This window comes from Pseudobdellovibrionaceae bacterium (assembly GCA_023954155.1).
Classification (GTDB): domain Bacteria; phylum Bdellovibrionota; class Bdellovibrionia; order Bdellovibrionales; family UBA1609; genus JAMLIO01.
The window spans coordinates 97405-116562 of the sequence record JAMLIO010000008.1; the positions used below are offsets into that span (position 1 = coordinate 97405).

Sequence of the window (19158 nt, forward strand, 5' to 3'; positions counted from 1 at the left end):
TTTATTTAAATGGGGATTAAATCAAGTCAAAAGTATAAAAATGATTTACTACTCAAAGCGAGATGGAAATTAAACGGATAATATATGAAAGAGTTTAAATTAAATACTTTTTTAACATCACAGGCCCAAGATAAACTTTATGGACTAGGTGATGATATTGAGTTGTGTTTAAAACAAACTCAAAAAAATTTACATATTCCCCATAGACCCGCCAGAGACGTAGAAGTTTTGGATATTTTTAAGATGCCCCCAAAATCTAACTTAGACTCTGTGGATGGACAAATGCGTCTTATTCATGATCTAGCACATATTGAAATGCAAGCCATGGAATTAGGTTTAAGAACTTTAACTGAATTTCCTGAGGCACCCCTAGAATTTAAAGAACAACTGATCGAAGTGATCTTAGATGAATCCAGACATTTAAAAATGCTATTGGACTGTTTGGAGCACCACAAACGACCGTGGGGGAGTTACCCTGTTCATTTAAGTCTTTGGTTTGCAACAAGTTCAGAGGACAGTTTATTAGATCGCATTTTGATTGTGCATCGTTATTTGGAAGGTTCTGGTCTTGATGCGGGAGAAAAGATCACCAAAAAACTTTGGGGCGCAGGACAAAAAGGACTTTTAGATATTGTTAAAGTGATTGTAGATGAAGAGGTGTCGCATGTGAGTTTTGGATCTAGGTGGTTTAAACAGTTATGTGAAGAACAGAAAATGGATTCAGACCATGTCTTTACGCAAAGGATGCAAGCGCTTCATCATCGGCTTCCTAAACGTGTCCTTAAACTAAATCGTCAACTAAGGACAGAGGCTGGATTTACAGAAACCGAAATGAATGTACTTGAAGGATTAAATTCTGTTATTTGATATTGCAAACTACAGCGGCATTGGCCCAGTCGCCTGCGGTGTAGATCATTTTTTTGCTAGCAAGTTTGATTGCCGCATTAAGTTCATTCTGAGTTTGGAAAGGTCCATACTCTTCAGCAAAGTTAAGGGCTTTAATATTTAGTGTAGACAGACTGAGGGTGAGTTTTTGTTTGTTTCTTTTCACACCTGAAGTCGTAGCGTAAAAATCGGAAACGGCAGAATCATTACTACGAATGTATGTCAGTAAACTGTAAAAATCTTGTTTGCTGGCACTGTTGTCGCTGTGTAAAACCCTGACTCGAACCATGTGGTTGCCACCTAAAAACACATCTTTGATATTTTCTTGATTCTTTTCCACATCCAAAGATAATGTTCTGCTGATTGTTTCTTGAGTGGGTGCGCCTGTTTTTTTATCGAAGGCATTGATACTTAAAGAAACATCACAGGCTACCTTTTGTGCGGTGTTGGCAAAAGATAGGGTAGGCATGATCATAAGGGTTATAAAAAGTACTAATAATTTGTGGCTCATGGGTTCCTCTTTTTAGCTTCCATTTTTAAAATGGGAGACTTATTTTTCTTATAAACACTTCAATATTGATGCCAAAGCCACTGAATTTTTGATCTCAAAATGAGTCATTGAAATGACATATATTTTATTTGATGGGGATTTACAGTGTATTTTGAATTTAAGCTCTAGATGTAAACAGAATCATTAACAGTCTTTAGAGCGGGTGTTTAAGACTTGGACAGCTTTTTTAAAGCGGGCAAGTGATCAATTATAATTTATTACTCTTGACGTTCTAAGAGATTTAAACTTTGACGTTACAGAGAAGGGGAAGTTAGGGCCTTGTTAAACTAGATCGTGTGTGTGTTGGGATCTAAAAATTGCCATTTGCCTTCAGGTAGGTCGTTCAGATGTAATTTCCCGATGCGCACCCGTAAAAGATCTATGACTTGTAAATCCACGAGCTGGCACATTCTGCGAATTTGACGATTTTTTCCTTCACGAAGAATGAAACGTAATATTTTTTGGTCCTTATTCACCAAAGTGACTTCAGCTGGTTTTAACTTTTGACCATCTAAGCTTAAACCAAACCCCAATTTTTTAAGTTTATCAGGAGTAATAGAACCCCTGACTTTTACAATATACTCTTTATCAATTTCTGAGGCTTCACCAATAATTTTTTTAGCTAAAGTTCCGTCTTGCGTGTAAAGCATTAAGCCTCTTGAAGGAGCATCTAGTCGTCCTGCAGGTCCAAGCTTTACAGGGTCAAATTCTTTATAAGAAAGGGAATAGCTGGAAGTGTCTGCATCTTTAGGAGTGTAGAAGTTCTTTTTCTGGATCAGCGATAAAGCGTGGGCGTACTTGGGATCATTAAAGGTGGATACAAATCCAGGAGGTTTATTTAAAATCACAGTCACCTGGTCAGAGATTTCATGTTGGGCCTTAACGTTGACTAAGATCAAAGAGCGAGGATCAATAACTTGTCCAGGAGATTTTAAGATTTCACCATCTACAGAGATCCATTGATTTTCCACCCACTTTTCTGTGGTTCGACGGGATGCAATCTGCTTCTCAGAAAAAAGTTTAGAGATGCGCACCTTATCCATAAAAACAGGGACCTCTATCTAACAGCTCGATGATGCGTGGAAAAATTTGACCTTTACTCATACCAGTAAGATGCCTCCATCCACAGGCACTAGAGTTCCAGTGATCCACTCACTAGCATTTTCAGCATAAAAGCAGACCACTTTAGCAATGTCTTCAGGCTGTCCAATACGCCCTATAGGTTGAGCGGCGTTGAGTTGCTCTCTGAGTTTTGCATCTTCTGTTTGATAAAACTCTTGGATTGGAGTTTCCACAATACCAGGACAGATGGCATTGACAGGAATTTTTAAAGGAGCCAGTTCAAGAGCCAAAGCTTGTGTTAATGAGTTTAATGCGGCTTTGGACGCCGAATAAATGGAGGTATTAGGGATGGGTCTTAATCCTAAAGAGGAAGAGATGTTAATGATCCTTGCTTCTTTTTGGTCTTTTAAAAAAGGCAGAAGACCTTGAGTGAGAATAGCAGGGGAGAAGAGGTTGACCTGAAACTGTCTTTGCCATTCTTCCATTGAGTTTTCAGAAAAAGGCATTCGAGAAACAACACCTGCGTTGTTCACTAAAACCACTCTATTAAAATTTTTGTCTTTAAAGCTACCAGCCAGACTGCTGCTGATTTTGGTCACTTGATCTACATCATCTAAATCACATTGGTAGTATTCGCTGCCAGGTAAAGACGTAGATACGCTTTTAAGACGCTCAGTGTTTCTTCCCAAAAGAACAAGATGGTATCCTAAAGGATGTAGGGCCTGTGCTATAGCGTGGCCAATACCCGAGCTGGCTCCTGTAATAATGGCAAGTTTAGTATTCATAGAGGTGTCCTTCTGTTTGATTGTGGAGTTTTAGTCATTGTGGGTCGAAAGCTCTTCTAAATTTAACATATTAAACGAATTGATACTCCAGTTTTTATATCTACCGTTGGACAGAAAGGCAAAGTACATTTCACCAAGGGGAATAAAGGAGTAGGTTTTTTTTAATTCCATTAGACCTTTTGAGCACAGATCTTGCTGTTTTTGCCTCTGATCTAAGGATAAAATCTTAAGTTGTTTTACAATTTGGTCTAATTTGGTGTTTTGAATTTCAGTAAAGTTATTTACAGAATCTGATGTAAAAGACTCCAGAGCTTCAGCGCATGTAGGGGTCAGCAAAGGAAGACCTTTTCGGATGATTTCAAAGTTTCTGTCTCTGATTTTTTGAAAAAATTGCCCCGACTCCAGAGGAAGGATTCTGACCTCTAAGCCTAAATGCTTTTTCCACTGATAGGCGATCCACTCCATGCCTTTTTGGATGTCTGTGCCGCCGACCTCAGAAAAGTTAAGAGTGAAGGCCTTAGTTTTGAGTGCTGAAGGGACTTTATCGTAATGGGCTTGGGCTTTTTTAAGATCAAAAGTGTAACAGTGTTCTGACGCTTCAGAAGAAGGTGAGGACTTATAAAACTTGCTGGGCAAAGCAGGACATCCAGGGAGGCCCTTGGACTTATAAATGGTTTGCAGTTCAGAAAAGTTGAGGGAGTAGCTAAGAGCTTTTTTGAGGTCCATATTATCCACAGTCTTAGAGAGACCAATGCCATCCATACGCATCATGGTTTGAAAGTGGAGCTGCTCTTTGTATTTATTAAAAAATGCGCGAGGGACATTTTTAATAAAATCTAACTTTTGCGACTCAAACATTCTAATGGCCGTTCCTTCATCCTCAATAAAATAAACGGTCACGTTGGGGCGGGGACTAGAGTTAAAAACTTCATTGTTGATGGTATTTGCGGTCAGAGTGACATGCTGTCCTTTCTTATAACTTAGAACTTTATAGGACCCCGACGAGATCAGCTCTTCAGGTTTCTTGTAAAACATTTTTTGTGGACGAGGAGAAAATTCAGTTTTGGCTAACAGGTAAATGTCTTGAGGGGAATATGTTTTAAATGCGAATTGCAGGGTCTTGTCATCAGGTGTGAGAATGTCGAGATGTGGGTCTTGATTTTTAAGATTAAGGAAAAATCCCGAAGTTTCAGTGACCTGTTCAAAGGCAAGTTCAAAGGAATATTTAAAATGCTTGGAAGTGATAGGGGTTCCATCTTGGAATTTGAGGTGGTCTTTGAGGGTGCATGTAAAAAGGTTTTGTGAAGTCCATACACATTCTTTAGCGGCATTGAAATAAAGCTGGTCCCCAGCATCTATGCTGACCAAAGGGCGAAAAAGATGATTGAGCAAAAACCAAGAGGAGGTGCCTTTTTGTAAAATGGGATCAAAGGTAAGGGGGGTTACAGGGATATGATAGCGGAACCCCAAATCCTTTTGAGTGAGATGAGTGTTCTTGGAACAAGCGGTTGCCACAAACACGGTAAAACAAATCACAGCAAGATACTTAATCATAGTAGGGTTTTAAGATGGAATTATGTTATTGGCTATTCAAAAAAGTGCATGCCCTTGAAGTGGTAGGCGTACATAGGTTTAAGATGGAATATGTATTTGGCTATTCAAAGGCGTGTAGTTTGATCTCTTTTTGGCCAGCCAGAGTATTTCTGTATTCTGTACCGTTGATATCCCGACCAATCACAGCAATCACAAGGGTGTGCTGCTGATTATAACGAGGATCGCCTGAAGGATAGGCCCCTGTGATGTCCACTTGAAAACGGAATCGACCGCTTTTACAGCCATTAAAGATTCTTTGACTGGTATGAACAGGATACGAGCTTTCTGTGTGAAATAGAGACCATTCGATATAATTTTCGGGAAAGTCGCCTTCGTTACATAAGCCATTGATGTCAAAGCGTCGGGCCGCGGCTCTATTGATCACATGGGGGTCATTCCCTGCGATAAAGATACCTAGGAGCCCAGCACCTGTAGCAGACTCACACTCAGCCCCACTGGCCTCACATTCGCTGATATCCGTATTTAAGCTATAGCCCTCTTGGTACACATCACAGCCTATGATTCCCCCCAAAAGGGAAAGGATAAAGGTACACATAAAAAGGCGGTTCAAACTATGATTTACCACACTACTTTATCGGTAAAATAGAAGATGAAATTGAGGGTATTGGGACGTTTCAGTAGGGAGGCGTAGGGCTCAAATCAAAGAAAAAAGGGGGTAGTGTCTTATTTTGAGGCAATTGACGCTTAGTTTCATGCGCTAGACTGGCCTCTAGTCTGGAGTCTAAAGCAATTAGACTTATTTGAAAGAAGACCTTGCATTTTTTTCATGCAATTTCTTAGAATATAAGTGGGGGGGCGATGTTGACCAGAAGGACGCTTGAAGCACGGATGCTTCACATCGCCTTTTTTATATCTAGGGTAATTAGCAGTTTTCTACTTCGAGTAATGATTTAGATTTAAACAGAGTTAGTAATTCTGCATAAATTGTTTCGATCTCTTTTTCATCAATACTACGTTTGCTTAAGTTTGAAGTTAAAACAATCTCCGCTGCTTTTTGCATTTTGTTTAAGCTGTACTCAAGATTTTCATTTTCTAATTTTTCTTTTAAGCGAGAGCCTATGAAAGAAAACATAAGATCAGCAATCTCTTGGGTCTTTGCGTTTTGTGTAGAGTTGTTTTTAATTGCAATCGCTGCAGAAAGAACCGTCTCTACATAAGTTTCAACTTTAGAAATTTGAATGTTTGAGTTTTTGTTGGTGTTGTGAACTCTAACGGCTTCAATAAGAGATTCTAGTGATCTGGCAAACTTAGTTTGAGATTGAACATCGAATCGTCCTGATTGCTCGTTAATGGCACGGCTGATTTCGGAAGACACTCTTTGCGCGCCTAAGTCTCTTAAAGTCATGGCGACTTTATCGGCAACACGTGCACGACTTTCTGCGCTTTTTAGGTCCTTAACCTCAATCTTAATTCCACCACCACGATTTGCAAAAGCAGGAATCGCCAAAGTCATCGCTGTGCAAACCATAATTAGTTTTTTAATCATATACCCTCTCCTATTCATAAAATACGAAATCTTTTAAATTCCTCTGTAAAATAAATCAAGCAAGCCAAATGCCAAACTGTTATTGCTCAAGTTGTAAATTATTCAAGTAGAACTTATTTCCGTGTATCCAATCGTCTAAATATTGCGCTTTTAACTCTCCAGTGAGACCTAAAAGGTCACCTCTTAGCCTTTGAACCAACCAGTCCTTAAACAGGTCAGACGTAGAGGCTTCGGCTAGTGTTATCACTCCGTTTTCATTATCACTTAACAGCTGTTCAAAAAGGGCATCAGGGGTGATCTCATCATTATCAAGTTTGTAAAATAAGGGTCTTAAATACTGCTCAAGAGCGCCCATATCTTTGGGTTCAAATAAGAGAGCATTTTTAAGATGGTAGTTGTTAGTACCGAAAAGATCGGCAGGATCAGGGTTGCGATCTGAGTCGTTTTTCAGAGTCACAAAGTAGTCTACGATTCTGATGGCCACAAGGTCATCCACCTTAGTGAGCGCATCTGCCACTTTCACCTGAGACATGAAACGAGCACGGTCTTCTCTGTTGATCCAATCAATGGGTGAACCAATGCCATCAAAGGTTTCATTGATCAGATTGGTAAGGTGTTCGCTGCGCTTTTGCATGATGTTGTCATGGTAGGCCTTTTTCACTTTCATCTCTTGGATAAAAGCATCACCTTCTAAGGTGTAATCCACCGCTGTTCTTTGCATGGTGGTGATGTAGAAGTTTAAAGTCGAAAGAATATTCTCTGCTTTATCGTCGCTAAGATCTGAAACTTTTTGTACCAGTTGCAAATACAAACGGGCTTGTTGGATGAAACTTTCTCTTAAATTTTTAGAGGTAAACTGCACATAATGAGACATTGGAGTATATTGCAGGTCTCCATAAGATCCCGTAGGCACCCAATTGACCATATAATCGTAAGCATTATCCATACGATCTAAATTAGCAAAAAGGTTAATTTGGTCTTTACCCTTCATGAGATTATTATAATCAAGGTAGTAATCATCCTGTTTAAAGAGTGGCAGTAATTTATCAATGATCACTTTTTGGTAGTGTTTATATAAGTTTTGAGCGATCTCTTTGGCTGTAGGGAAGACATAAGTGTTCCAATAAGCTTCAAGAGAATTGATGTCGTCACTGATGATCCAAGGGTTAGAGGGATCAGTGACGAGCCCTAAAGCACCGTAATAGGTTTTATTATTCACTCGAATTAAACTTCTGTGTAAGTCCATGGTGTCGCTAGGTGAGAACTCAAGGTCACCAAAGTTATAAGAGATAGACTTACAAGCAGGAGCACCTTTAAGTAAATTAGGCGGAGTGAAGACGGCCGAGAAGTTTTCTGAATTATATAAAGGCCCAGAGCCTACAAAGTTTTTAGGTCCATCTGTCGTACTTAAATAAGGTCGGTTGGAAATCCCACAAGCCATGTGAGCTAAAATTTGATCACTGAATTGTGGAGTTTTAAACCTAGCATTATAAGGATTGCCGTTAGCATCTTTAAGCCCCTTAGAAAACCAACATGTAGGATTGTCAGAACCAAATAAACTAAAAGTGGTGCAGTTAGGATCAAAGGTATTTGGAAATTCATATCCCGCACTTGCGATCACGCCATCAATGTTGGATCTGTCTCCAGAGGAGATATCGTAACCTAAATCTACAGACACACTGTCCATCATTGGAATATAGGAATCCACTAAATCTAAAATCTCTTCAGGAGTTAAAGAACACACACCCTCACCTTCAAGTGAACCTTTACATTTTTCATTCTGTCTCAGCACTAGGAGTTCTTCTTGTTGACTGGGTTCAAGTTCCATAAAGTGCTTGTTGATGGGTACTCTGTGGGCGGTGGCTGCTCCTAGATAGTCACTCATAAATGGAAAAACAGGAGTAAAGACGCGTCTTAATACAGAAGTCATAGGTTTTGTAGCGTAGTGCCCAGAACCTTCAATCATGTGTCGGAGTTTGATCAGCCCTTCAGCAAGTAAGAGTGGGTCCCTCACATCCAGAAGTTTTTCCAGAGCAGGTTTATGATGGGTCTTCCAAGTGATTGTAGGACGGTTGGCAAATCTTTTATCAGCAGTGGCAATGCTGCTTCGAATCCATTCATGGACGTTGTTGACCAGTTGCACGTGGTCAACACCCATACCATGTTTACCATATACGGCATCCTTAGCATTTAGGATTTCTGCTTCAAATCCATAAAGAGGATTAAAGAGTTCATCAAAAACTTCAACAGAAGAACGTTTGGCTAAATCAAAACCATATTTTTGATCCATGTCTACGGGACCTAAACGCTCACGATGCTCTCTGCGGTATTGCGCCAGTTGGTCTAGCATTTTCATAGAGGCCATATAGTTGTAATAAAAACCTGACCATTTATTTTGCCAAATACTAATAGTAGAGCTGACACCACTTAAAATGTTTAAGTTTCTATGCTCAGACATGGCCAAGGAAAATTCTGTAAGAGCTTGGTCTAACAAAATGGGATTGTCACACTTCGCTTTGCCTTCAAACACACGTTTGACATAGTTGTTCTCAACTAAATAATCATAGAAGTTAGAAATTCTTTCTTTAAGGCACAATTCGCCTTCTTCGCGCTCGCTGATGGGGTTTGCCCACTTGATCTGTTCTTGTCGATGCACAATATCTATCATGTTATCTAGCGAATGACGGATGGCGCGTGGTTTAGAATAATTGTACCACCAGGATTCAATATAAGGTGAAATCATGTGATCAAATCTTAAGAATAGATATGTGCTGCCCACATAGATCACAGCTCCAGCAACCCAACCTGCAGGTCCTAAAGGAATCAAGCCTAAGGCCACATGCATACCTGCACGAACACCGTGGGTGATGGCCTGCTTAGCAGCAAAAGCACCCACACGAGCCGCGTGCACAGCACCCTGTAATGGGATTTGCGCTACTGTATTCATGGCAAAGGCTGAAAGCAAAGAGCCTGCACTGATGATCATGCGGTCTTGCGCTGCCGAGTTGATCAACAAAAAGTCCTTATAGGCTTCCGTACAGTAGCCGCCAAACCAACCCGAGGCTGAGATATCTTTAAAGCAAGCTTTTAAGTTTTGGTTCTCTTTAAGTTGATGGATGTAATCAGAAACCGTCAAACCCGCAGCCATACCTAAACCATTTGCTGCAATATTTGTAACAAACTTATAAAATGCAATCTGTTTTTGCAAAAAAGGCATTTTAGAATTTGATAAAGCCGCACCTAGTTTTTGAAACGCGAAGTTGGACAGTCTTGGAGCTAAAGCGTGGTTGGTCATGATGAAACCATAAAATCCCAGCCAGCCGATAGGGTCTTGTAAACTTTTGATAAAATGCTCTTCACATAAAGGGTCTTTTTTCTCGCCCAAAGTTTTTGTTCTGTATAAGGACTCAAAAGATAAAACCGACTTTCCAGAAAACCACTCGACTTGGCACATCTCCCAAGTCACGGCAAAGGACACACTCATGAAGCGCAGATACTCACGAGGAAAGAATTGCACGTGTTGGGGATTAGCTGAATTTTTAACGTTTTGTAAAACACTGACATCACGAACATGGGCATTAAAGTGTTCTTCGACAGACACTAAACTTCCGTGTTCGATATTTCCACTTTTAAGCGGTGGGAAGGCCATATAGTTTTTCCCATCTTTAGAACGATAAAAGAAAGGATTACTTGGATTTACAGCGCTTAGATTTTGTTTGAAAAACTTTGTGGATTCTGCATCTAAATTTAAGATCTGTGAAGCTTGGTTCATATACCAGCGATTGATCTTGTTGTGGTCTGGGGTTTGTTTTTTTAATTCTTCTTTAACCAGTCGATTGTAGGCTTGAATCAACAAAGAACTTTGGGCTCTGGAATTATTAAGCCCTTCTCTTTGCAATTGACTGATTTGGGCTTGGGCATCAAGCATGATGGTTTTTGAAAGCTCAATACCTTCTGCGGGGAAGATCTCTTCAGCTGCAAATGTGGCTTGAGAAAAACCCAAAACAAGAACAAGCATACACAGTGCATGCTGTACCAAATTGAGACGAAGAGAGGGTCTATGTTTCATTAAATTTTCCCTTATCACAAAGCCATTTCATGGCTTAAAAGTCGTTTTTAAAGCCACAGCTTTATGTCTAGTTGCTAAAACCATGCCTTATGGGAGTTCAAATAATTGCAAATGAAGGCATTTTGACGAGAGTGAACTGTCAAAACTTTTGACAAATTTTAGGTGCATGGACAAATAAAAGTAATACTAGAGGGAATAAATATAAGTAGCTGAAAACTCTTTGAAAACAGACTATGTAAAAGAAACAAAAAATAGGGTTAAAGAATCAAACGTCTTAGCTCTTGTTGTGAGTACACATAGTCGGCATAAATCATGGTGTTGGCAATATTTCGATGCCCAAGAGCCACTTGAAGCAGACGAATGTCACGGGTTTTTTTATAGAGACGAATGGCAAAGGTGTGCCTAAGAGAGTGGAACTTTTTATGAGTAGGGCGGTACATCAGCCAAATTTGAATGAGCCTAGGGTAGGAGATATCAAAAACCAAATCTTGCGGGGACTTGTCTTCGCAGTGACGAATCAAACTATTAAACAGTGTTTTTTTAAGTGGCAATTCTCGATCGTTGCTGCCTTTGATTCCAAAAATATAGACGCTGCCTTCTTTTTTATCTAAATCTTTGACCCTTATATTTAAAAGCTCAGTGGCTCGAGCGCCCGTAGCCAGAGCTAACTTCAGTAATAAAACGTTGCGTGTGTCTTGAGCTTCAAAGTGATCCAAAATCCCCATTAAATACTCAAACTCTTCATCGAGTAGATATTTATCTTTATTTAAAGAGTAGGGCTTTTGTCTCATGTGTGTAAATCCTGCTGCTTCTTAGAGTATATCATTAGCCACAGAAGCCTGACTATAGAGATGTCTATAGTGCAAAAAAACTTAGCATAAAATATGTGAAAGACCTCCTTTTAGATTCAGTTAAAAAATTGCGTGTATGAAAAGAGCCTTACTACCTATTTAAAAATTAAAATGTGAATTTATTAAAAAAAAGGATTTAAAAATCTGCCGAGTGAAAATCATTTTGCTAAATTTTAGCACGACCTTTGTCGATAAAGAGATGCAGGAGACGAAGTATAAATAAATACCTATTATATTTCAGTGCTTTAGGTATATAGCTTATAACTATAAGCTATAGGTTATTTCAAAAAATAGGGTACCTACGCCTATAGAATTAAAAAGCGTTGCGATTTTAGATAGTTATAAATCCACGATCTGCCGAGTCTAGATTTGCTGATATACTCAACGATATTTATTGAATTATTCAATAAATAATTGAAAATAGAAATATATAAATAGAGGTTACAACTATGGAATTCACAACAGACGAACCCAAAGCTAAGGGGTTATATTTCGCCGAAAAAGAACAGATCAAGAAAGAAGTGGGCTCGCTTGAGGATATTAGGCAGGCCTTAGGCTTAAGCCGTCGTAAAGTCTGTCAGATGCTGTTGGTAGATCCTTCCTCATGGACCAAGTGGACTAGAGACGGGCAGGATGCGCCTGCCTATATCTATCGTTCTTTGCAGTGGGCTTTAGCGATCTTAGATAAATATCCCGAGACTCACCCTTTGGCTTTGCAGTTATTAAGGGAAAAGTCGGGAAAGATAGATCATATTTCTGAAAAGTTAGAATCTAAGCTTCAATTGCATAAATCCATACTTTTTGATCTGGATATGAAGGTGGAAAAGGCTCAAAAAGACAGGGAATTGCTATTAAAAGAAAATGCCAAAATGAAAAAAGTGTCTTTCATTTTGGCGTTGGGTTTAGCGGCTATGGCTGTGTTTTTAATTTGGCGAACACACTAAAACACGAATGTCTAAACCTGTAGTCATGGAAGGAATCATGCTTGTGATGATCACAAGTTTGTGGCCGTCTTCATCTGTGGCATGAAGAAACCCAAGTTCTGGTTCTTTTCCTTGTAACTTTGTGACTTTAAAAGATTCATCGGGAGCATATTCTGTAATTTCAGCTGTATTAGGTGTGTTGAAATCTTTAGATTCTTGAAATGTGGCGGTGATCAACATCGCTTTTTGTCCTGACTCCAGACACATATAAACGTCTGTCCCAGCAGCAAAGACCGTTGTGGACAACAAAGTTCCTAATACAAGACCTAGAAATTTCATAAAACCTCCTGATTTTATTTTAAAATGGATCATTTGAATGAGTCAGAAGGTACCATAAAGGCGTAAATTTCTAAATATTGGAAGCTTAGGATGAATTATTTTTATGGGCGAAAGAGATGATCTCAAAATTAAAGGGTCAGAACGCAATAAAAAAAGCGACCCCATAGGAGTCGCTTTTAAATTTCGTTCTTAAGAACTTAGAGCTTAGTCTAAGAAACCAGAGAAAGAAAGTAAGTTAAGAGCGATAACATGTCCTTCATCAATGTCACCAGCTACGTTAAGAACTACAGTTAAGTTTGGAGTCCAAGTAAGTGTGTCAGAAATAGCAAATCTCTTACCAGCTTGAACCATAACACCGATGCTGTCACCAGGTCCGAAGTCAGTGTAAATTACTCCGCCACCAACAAAGATAGAGTTTCTTAACTCGCTATCTAAGTTGTATCTAGCAGCAACACCTAGTGACATAGCCATATCAGCCATAGAGTCACCGTCAGCAAGAGCAAGCATACCACCTACTTGTAGGTTATCGCTTAAACCCCAGTAAGCTTCGCCAGATAGGCTCCAGTCTGTACCGTCAGTAGCGCCGTTATCCCACATTTCGAAACCGCCGCTTGTGCCTAAGCCAGATCCGTTGATTTGTATTTCGATTCCAGCAAATGCACTTGCAGAGAATCCTAGAGTTACGATTAAAGCTAAAACGTTTTTCAACATTGTTGTCTCCTTTGTTGTTTTAGTTTGTTGTTATTATTGTTGTTCTGTACACAATTAGGGTCTTAGTCTTTTGCAATTTGGTCAATAGGATTTACGCGCGGTGTACATAAATCGACAGACATTTTATGTTTTTGTATAATTACTCAGCAAAAATATAGAGAAACTAGGTTTATTTGATTTTTATAAACACTATATATAACGATTGCTTTGTAAAAAGCAAAATAACAGACCCAAACCGTCATTTTTTTTACTCTTTTGGGCTTTTTGAATTTCTTTATAGAATAACCGAATAAGATTTTGATTTCTTAATAAGTGTTGCACAATCTCTACAGTCACTTTATGTGTTGCAAAGTAAAGGGAAAAGTTGTTTGCGGTGTGAGCGGGAGTTTATTCTATCTCTTTAAAAATCTATCAATTAGATCCGCAACTTCCTGTAGAAGAAGAGTACTTCATAATATAACAAATACGAACTTGTTTAAATATAGAAAGTTGTCCTGGATGAATATGGTGTGTCGTGTGCCAGTTGGTGTAACCTCTAGAGTTCTGAGAGGTCATAGTTTCAAATCCTGCAGCTCGGCGCATGGCTTTTTGCATCGCAGATGAATTGATAGCTCTATTATAAACGTCATTTATTTTTGGAGCATATTTACTAGGATCAAATGAAGCATCTAATTGTTGTCCATTTTGATCAAAACCTACTTTTCTGGCGACTTGCTTAGTGACGGTTCCAGGTTGTGCGGGGTCGTTAGAAAGGATGGAACCACTGCTTCCTTCACCTTCTGATCTACTACTGTATAAGGTTTTGTCTTTCTTTTTAGGTCGACGAACGGTGCGGCCAGAAGAAGCAGGAGGAGTACCTCCACTTGGAGCTTGCCCCATCATTCCACCTGCCATCATAGAGCCGCCTTGTCCGCCTCTAGGTGCTGCGCCACCTTGGTTATTATTGAAGTTTTTAAAGTTAGCTCCTTGACCATTGCCACCTTCATCAAGAAAAGGCTCGTCAAAGTCCATCTCACCTGTATTGCCTGTATTGAAATAATCTGGAGAATCAAAGGCACTGCGATAAGGTTGGGCCCCATACTGCTCTATGGGTTTTGCAACTGAATAGTCAGTTCCAGGAGCGTAATTTGTTGTAGGCGGCATCAAAAAGGGTTGAGCCATCTGGGCCAATTGATTGACCGTATTCATGCCTTGAGTGACAGGGTTTGTATTGGTCTTTTCTTTCTCTTCCTTATCCTTCTCTTTATCATCATCAGGAGGGTTTGCTGGAGGATCTGGCGTGGGAGGAGATGGCTGCTGGCATTGCTGTTGAGCCAGAGCTTGTCTTTTGTGAGCATTATAGTTGGTTAACAAAGATTCAAAACTATTTATACGATCTACAGGTGTGCTCCATTTTTGCGCGCAACCACGTTCAAAGGCTTGAGTTGAATGCTCTGCAATCATGTTGGCATATATGGTATAGTTTCCACTTACTCGGTAATGCACACGTTCTGTCTCACACTCCAATTTGCATGAGTAGTAAGTCTTTACGCAGTCCAATTCATTAAAGGCAGTAAATTCAGGTGAAGTTTGTTCGCATCTGTCATGCGCTCGCTTTGCAGCATCTATGTGCGATATGGCCAAATTAAGTTGGGCATGGGAGCAGGCGTTTTCCATCTCATTAGGGCGTCTTTTGGTACACTGTAGAGCTTTGGTTTGGTATTGCTCCATAAGCTTATCTAAGTCACGACAGTTGACTTGTCCGTTTTGAGGGCGACCTTGTTCGACAGTGTCATTACAACTGTCAGAGCAAGCGCTTCGGCAAAGGCTGTTTACATCACTAGTTTCATTATTGACCCAACATCTTTTACACTCATCATTGACTCTGGGTGTGATCTGATTCTGCGAAAATGCCGCATGAGGCAATAACCCTATTGTAAGGAAATTTAAAAGTAAGAGTGTGGAGATGGCCTTCATTTTATCTCTTTTCGGTACACTTTGCTCTAAGCTTGAACAGAATGGGGACTAAAATGTCTCAAAAAGACTGTGTCGGCTAAACTTTCGCAACACTATATAACATCTTGCCAATTTTGCATTTTAAAGCGAAATTATGAGCCTCATATAAGGGAGAGGGTATGTCATTTGAATTGATTGAAGCCAATGGCGGTCATGAGAAAGTTGTTTTTTGCCATAATAAAGAGGTGGGGTTAAAAGCCATCATTGCCATCCACAACACCAACTTAGGTCCAGCTTTGGGTGGAACAAGGATGTGGCCCTACAAAAACGACCAAGAAGCTCTAGTGGATGTCTTAAGACTTTCCGCAGGGATGAGCTATAAAGCGTCCGCAGCAGGTTTAAACTTAGGTGGCGGTAAAGCTGTGATCATCGGTGACCCTAAAAAAGATAAAAGTGAAGGGCTATTTCGAGCCTTTGGGACTTTTGTGAACTCACTGGGTGGAAATTATATCACCGCAGAAGATGTGGGAACCACAGTGAAGGATATGGAGTATGTGTTTTGCGAAACTCCTTACGTGACAGGAATTCCTGAAGCTCTTGGAGGTTCAGGTGATCCAAGTCCTTATACAGCGTATGGTGTTTTGATGTCGATTAAGGCTTCGGCTAAAACCAAATTTGGGAAGGACTCTTTAGAAGGTCTTAAAATTGCGGTTCAAGGTTTGGGAAATGTTGGAAGTAATCTTGTAAAGTATTTAGTTGAAGAAAAGGCTCAGGTGATTGTCGCTGATATCGATGCGGCAAAAGTCGCAGCCGTATGCAATAAGTACGGGGTGGAGAACATGGATCCTGATGAGATCATCACTTCGAAGTGTGACATCTTAGCCCCTTGTGCCTTAGGGGCCGTGATTAACGACGACACGATTGATCGTTTGCAATGCCAAGTGATCTCAGGCGGGGCGAACAACGTGTTAGCGCGTGCAGAGCATGGTGAACTTTTAGAAAAAAGATCCATCCTTTATGCCCCTGACTTTGTGGCTAATGCAGGCGGGTTGATGAATGTGTATGTGGAGCTAGAAGGTTACTCTAAGGACAGAGCCTTTGAAAAAGTAGAAGCTGTGTATGAGAATATGATGAATGTTTTTAGCATGGCTCAAAAAGAAGGAATCTCTACCGCAAAAGCAGCGTTGAAGTTTGCAGAAAAGCGCATTGAGACTATCGGGGCTTTACACAGAACCCATCAAGCTCGTAATGGAAGACCATTTTCAACACTTAAAGAAGTTTTAGCAAGGAAGGGCTAGTATATGGCAGCACAGAATAAACCAACACCTACAGTAAAAAAACAATTTTCAATTATTGATTTCTTTGAAGACCTTGGGACATGGGCAGAAAACAATGCCACAGCTTTAGTGATCGCTTTTACTGGCGTGGTCGTGGCCTGTATCTTTGCTGTAGGTCTTAGCATTTATCAAAACAGTGTTGAAGAAAAACGTTTTGCTGAAGCTTACGAGATTGAAAAGCAATTTGTAGAACTGATGACGGCCGCAGAAGCCAACAATCCAGAAAATCCCACACCCATGATGAGTTCTCTCACACCTGCAAAAGTGGAAGAGGTTCAACCTAAGGTTCTTGCTTTTGTAAAGGCTCACCCTAAATCTGATGCGGCTAGAAATTTAGCGATCAAGTGGGTTTCAAAACTTTATGATATCAAATCTTACGATCAGGCAGTAAATATCATGAACGAACTTAAGCCTAATTCAAAAAGCAGCATTTCAGGTTTGGCTTTACTCCTTAAGGGCACCACACTGATGGAAGCAGGACAAAACTCTGAGGCCATCAAAGTGTTTCAGGACATTTTAAAGCAAGACAATTGGGCGTATGTTCACCCTGAAGCCTCTTACCACTTAAGCATGGCACAGATTAAAGACAACGATCCTGATGCCGCCATTTTAAGTTTAAAAAATATCCATGATACTTATGCCGACAAAAAAGAAGTCAGTGCCCAAGCCACAAAAGTGATGCGTTGGTTGCAATATCAAAAGGCCCAAAAGTCTAAGGCAGAAGCGGCCACGAATTAAATTAAGGGAGCCTTTAAAGTATGTGGAGTTGTAAGCTCATTATTGTTACTGCGGTTATATTTGGTCTATTTACTCAAATGGGCTGCACTTCGACTTATAAAAATGAGGATGTCTTTTTACGACGGTGGGTTCGAGATACAAAATCTCAAAGCTACACTGGCAACTACAACAATATGGTCTTTCACCCTTTGGTTTTTGATGATCTAGTTGTGGCGGGCAACAATGTAGATGGACTGGTGGCCTACTCTAAAGTGATGGGTCTAAAAAAATGGACTTATAAAGAAGAGGGTGGGGTTTCTAATCCTGGCATTGCTGTAGGGTCTTATATCTTTTTCAGTACTTATAATGGTAAAGCCATAGCCCTTAATGCGGCCAATGGAAAATTATTTTGGTCTACTGACATTAACTATCCCACATTTAAACCTTTTGTATTTGATAACGGTAGAATTTATATCCACACTCAGAATGATGAAATGATCAGCCTTGAAGCGTCGTCAGGTGAGCGTATATGGACCCATAAACATGGTGGCGCACAAAACATTCAAGTCAGTTCCACCAACACTCCTGTGCTGTTAGGCTCACTCATTGTCAGTGGGTTTTCTGATGGAAGCATTGTGGCTTTAGAAAAAACCAGTGGACGTGAACGCTGGAGCCGCCGTTTGAATTTTCAAAGCCGTTTTCGTGACCTTACTGCCATCACTATTTTTGATAAAGATAAGCTTCTGGTGGGAGGTTATGATGATGGGGTGTATGCCTTAAATGGTCTGGATGGTTCTGTAATTTGGAAAAAAGATTTAGCTGTCACCTCAAATTTTATTCTTATTGAGGAAGAAGGACCACAGACGACATCTGTAGGCGATAGCCTTTCTTCTACCGAAGGGAAAACAGGGGCAGTAAAAGACGAAAATAGTGGAGGAGGTTCATCACCAGTAGCGACATCTGCCTCAAGAACCCGCTCACAAGCCTGCGCGAGTTCACTGGATGAAAAGATCTACTGTTTAAATCCTCAAAATGGCCAGCAGATTCAAGTGATTCGAACTGTTTCTCCTGCCACGCAACTGGCTTTTTATAATAAAAAGCTTTTTTATGGATTGTCAGAAGGGGGATTAGGAGTGTTCGATTTGGTTTCCAGAAAGGCTTATAGATATCCTACCTTTGCTGGAGTTTCGGCATTACCTGTTGCTGATCCCAAACAAGATTCCGTGGTGTATTTCAGCTCCAATGCTGGAAATGTATATTCCTTAAGATACACTTTTTAATAGATCTATGAATAGTGGTGAAGGAACTCCAGAGGAATTTTCGACAACAGGAATTAGAATACTAGATAACGGTGTTCACATCATTTGAATCTTCTTAATTTTTAAACGTGAGTGTTATGATTTAAGGGTATGTAAGGAGTTTTTTCTTTGAAAATTTTAAATTTAAATCTATGGCAATACGTTTTAGCTGCTATGTTTGCATGTGCAGCAGTAGGATGTGCTACTGGGCATTGTCCACGTGAAGGCGACAAGGTCGTTAGCCCCGCAAGTGAAGTGGATCGTCGGATTTGGGTGTATAAGTATGATAACTCCAAACAGTGTGAACCAGAGTCGGGCACTAAGCCTGAAGAGATGCTCAAAGACTTCCAAGGCATTAAGGTCTGGGACACAAAAAAACAAAACGACGGCCAGCAAAGAGTTCAGTTTTGTGGTGCCTATACAGGAAACGCCTATTTATTTTTAGTGGAAAAAAAAGATTTACCTGTCCTAAAAGCTAAAGGCTACGAAATTTGGGATTTCTAGAATATAAATGTGCCCTCTAATTTTGCCTTTATGAAGAGAAGTGTGTTTTTTATTTGAAATGAGTTTTTGGAGAGATCTTGCAAGTTTCCTAT

17 protein-coding genes are annotated in these 19158 nt (G+C 40.0%); 6 read left to right on the forward strand and 11 right to left on the reverse strand.

Going from position 1 to position 19158, the window contains the following annotated elements:
- Positions 1 to 84 precede the first annotated feature (84 nt).
- On the forward strand, positions 85 to 867 hold the full coding sequence (locus tag M9899_09940; protein ID MCO5114480.1) for a ferritin-like domain-containing protein: 783 nt from the start codon (positions 85 to 87) through the stop codon (positions 865 to 867).
- On the opposite strand, the gene M9899_09945 is transcribed toward M9899_09940, so the two are convergent.
- The 8 genes from M9899_09945 to M9899_09980 form a co-directional block, all read right to left on the reverse strand.
- Entirely contained in the window at positions 860 to 1396 is a 537-nt protein-coding gene (locus tag M9899_09945) for a hypothetical protein (protein ID MCO5114481.1), read from the reverse strand. The genes M9899_09940 and M9899_09945 overlap by 8 nt on opposite strands.
- 326 nt (positions 1397 to 1722) lie before the next feature.
- Positions 1723 to 2478 (reverse strand): pseudouridine synthase, encoded by a 756-nt coding sequence (locus M9899_09950; protein MCO5114482.1) that lies wholly within the window; start codon positions 2476 to 2478, stop codon positions 1723 to 1725.
- A 57-nt stretch (positions 2479 to 2535) separates the two neighbouring features.
- Positions 2536 to 3282, reverse strand: coding sequence for an SDR family oxidoreductase (locus M9899_09955; GenBank protein MCO5114483.1), 747 nt, complete (start codon positions 3280 to 3282; stop codon positions 2536 to 2538).
- A 30-nt stretch (positions 3283 to 3312) separates the two neighbouring features.
- Positions 3313 to 4836 (reverse strand): ABC transporter substrate-binding protein, encoded by a 1524-nt coding sequence (locus M9899_09960; protein ID MCO5114484.1) that lies wholly within the window; start codon positions 4834 to 4836, stop codon positions 3313 to 3315.
- 100 nt (positions 4837 to 4936) lie between these two features.
- Entirely contained in the window at positions 4937 to 5431 is a 495-nt protein-coding gene (locus M9899_09965; protein ID MCO5114485.1) for a hypothetical protein, read from the reverse strand.
- 327 nt (positions 5432 to 5758) lie between these two features.
- Positions 5759 to 6382, reverse strand: coding sequence for a hypothetical protein (locus M9899_09970; GenBank protein MCO5114486.1), 624 nt, complete (start codon positions 6380 to 6382; stop codon positions 5759 to 5761).
- Positions 6383 to 6461: 79 nt separating this feature from the next.
- Positions 6462 to 10451 (reverse strand): hypothetical protein, encoded by a 3990-nt coding sequence (locus tag M9899_09975; GenBank protein ID MCO5114487.1) that lies wholly within the window; start codon positions 10449 to 10451, stop codon positions 6462 to 6464.
- Positions 10452 to 10708: 257 nt separating this feature from the next.
- Positions 10709 to 11242, reverse strand: a complete 534-nt coding sequence (locus M9899_09980; protein ID MCO5114488.1) for a site-specific integrase — start codon at positions 11240 to 11242, stop codon at positions 10709 to 10711.
- 509 nt (positions 11243 to 11751) lie between these two features.
- Between M9899_09980 and M9899_09985 the strand changes: the two genes are divergently transcribed.
- Positions 11752 to 12246, forward strand: a complete 495-nt coding sequence (locus M9899_09985) for a hypothetical protein (protein MCO5114489.1) — start codon at positions 11752 to 11754, stop codon at positions 12244 to 12246.
- On the opposite strand, the gene M9899_09990 is transcribed toward M9899_09985, so the two are convergent.
- The 3 genes from M9899_09990 to M9899_10000 form a co-directional block, all read right to left on the reverse strand.
- A complete protein-coding gene (locus tag M9899_09990; GenBank protein MCO5114490.1) occupies positions 12226 to 12564 on the reverse strand; it encodes a hypothetical protein in 339 nt (112 codons plus the stop codon). The genes M9899_09985 and M9899_09990 overlap by 21 nt on opposite strands.
- A 204-nt stretch (positions 12565 to 12768) precedes the next feature.
- Positions 12769 to 13275, reverse strand: a complete 507-nt coding sequence (locus M9899_09995) for a hypothetical protein (GenBank protein MCO5114491.1) — start codon at positions 13273 to 13275, stop codon at positions 12769 to 12771.
- A 411-nt stretch (positions 13276 to 13686) separates the two neighbouring features.
- Positions 13687 to 15231, reverse strand: a complete 1545-nt coding sequence (locus M9899_10000) for a hypothetical protein (protein MCO5114492.1) — start codon at positions 15229 to 15231, stop codon at positions 13687 to 13689.
- Positions 15232 to 15389: 158 nt separating this feature from the next.
- Between M9899_10000 and M9899_10005 the strand changes: the two genes are divergently transcribed.
- The 4 genes from M9899_10005 (at position 15390) to M9899_10020 (ending at position 19066) form a co-directional block, all read left to right on the forward strand.
- Complete coding sequence (locus M9899_10005) at positions 15390 to 16508, forward strand: leucine dehydrogenase (protein MCO5114493.1); 1119 nt, start codon at positions 15390 to 15392, stop codon at positions 16506 to 16508.
- A gap of 3 nt (positions 16509 to 16511) precedes the next feature.
- Entirely contained in the window at positions 16512 to 17285 is a 774-nt protein-coding gene (locus M9899_10010) for a tetratricopeptide repeat protein (GenBank protein MCO5114494.1), read from the forward strand.
- A gap of 20 nt (positions 17286 to 17305) precedes the next feature.
- Positions 17306 to 18544 carry a PQQ-like beta-propeller repeat protein gene (locus tag M9899_10015; protein ID MCO5114495.1) on the forward strand — a complete coding sequence of 413 codons (1239 nt, stop codon included), beginning with the start codon at positions 17306 to 17308 and terminating at the stop codon, positions 18542 to 18544.
- 147 nt (positions 18545 to 18691) lie between these two features.
- Complete coding sequence (locus tag M9899_10020) at positions 18692 to 19066, forward strand: hypothetical protein (GenBank protein MCO5114496.1); 375 nt, start codon at positions 18692 to 18694, stop codon at positions 19064 to 19066.
- Positions 19067 to 19158: the final 92 nt, after the last annotated feature.

Bases quoted from the DNA above. Each gene is read 5' to 3' on its own strand.
- M9899_10000 (MCO5114492.1), bottom strand. From the start codon at position 15,231: ATGAAGGCCATCTCCACACTCTTACTTTTAAATTTCCTTACAATAGGG.
- M9899_09975 (MCO5114487.1), bottom strand. From the start codon at position 10,451: ATGAAACATAGACCCTCTCTTCGTCTCAATTTGGTACAGCATGCACTG.
- M9899_09970 (MCO5114486.1), bottom strand. From the start codon at position 6,382: ATGATTAAAAAACTAATTATGGTTTGCACAGCGATGACTTTGGCGATT.
- M9899_09940 (MCO5114480.1), top strand. From the start codon at position 85: ATGAAAGAGTTTAAATTAAATACTTTTTTAACATCACAGGCCCAAGAT.
- M9899_10010 (MCO5114494.1), top strand. From the start codon at position 16,512: ATGGCAGCACAGAATAAACCAACACCTACAGTAAAAAAACAATTTTCA.
- M9899_09995 (MCO5114491.1), bottom strand. From the start codon at position 13,275: ATGTTGAAAAACGTTTTAGCTTTAATCGTAACTCTAGGATTCTCTGCA.
- M9899_09955 (MCO5114483.1), bottom strand. From the start codon at position 3,282: ATGAATACTAAACTTGCCATTATTACAGGAGCCAGCTCGGGTATTGGC.
- M9899_09965 (MCO5114485.1), bottom strand. From the start codon at position 5,431: ATGTGTACCTTTATCCTTTCCCTTTTGGGGGGAATCATAGGCTGTGAT.
- M9899_09980 (MCO5114488.1), bottom strand. From the start codon at position 11,242: ATGAGACAAAAGCCCTACTCTTTAAATAAAGATAAATATCTACTCGAT.
- M9899_10015 (MCO5114495.1), top strand. From the start codon at position 17,306: ATGTGGAGTTGTAAGCTCATTATTGTTACTGCGGTTATATTTGGTCTA.
- M9899_09985 (MCO5114489.1), top strand. From the start codon at position 11,752: ATGGAATTCACAACAGACGAACCCAAAGCTAAGGGGTTATATTTCGCC.
- M9899_10005 (MCO5114493.1), top strand. From the start codon at position 15,390: ATGTCATTTGAATTGATTGAAGCCAATGGCGGTCATGAGAAAGTTGTT.
- M9899_09960 (MCO5114484.1), bottom strand. From the start codon at position 4,836: ATGATTAAGTATCTTGCTGTGATTTGTTTTACCGTGTTTGTGGCAACC.
- M9899_09950 (MCO5114482.1), bottom strand. From the start codon at position 2,478: ATGGATAAGGTGCGCATCTCTAAACTTTTTTCTGAGAAGCAGATTGCA.
- M9899_09945 (MCO5114481.1), bottom strand. From the start codon at position 1,396: ATGAGCCACAAATTATTAGTACTTTTTATAACCCTTATGATCATGCCT.
- M9899_09990 (MCO5114490.1), bottom strand. From the start codon at position 12,564: ATGAAATTTCTAGGTCTTGTATTAGGAACTTTGTTGTCCACAACGGTC.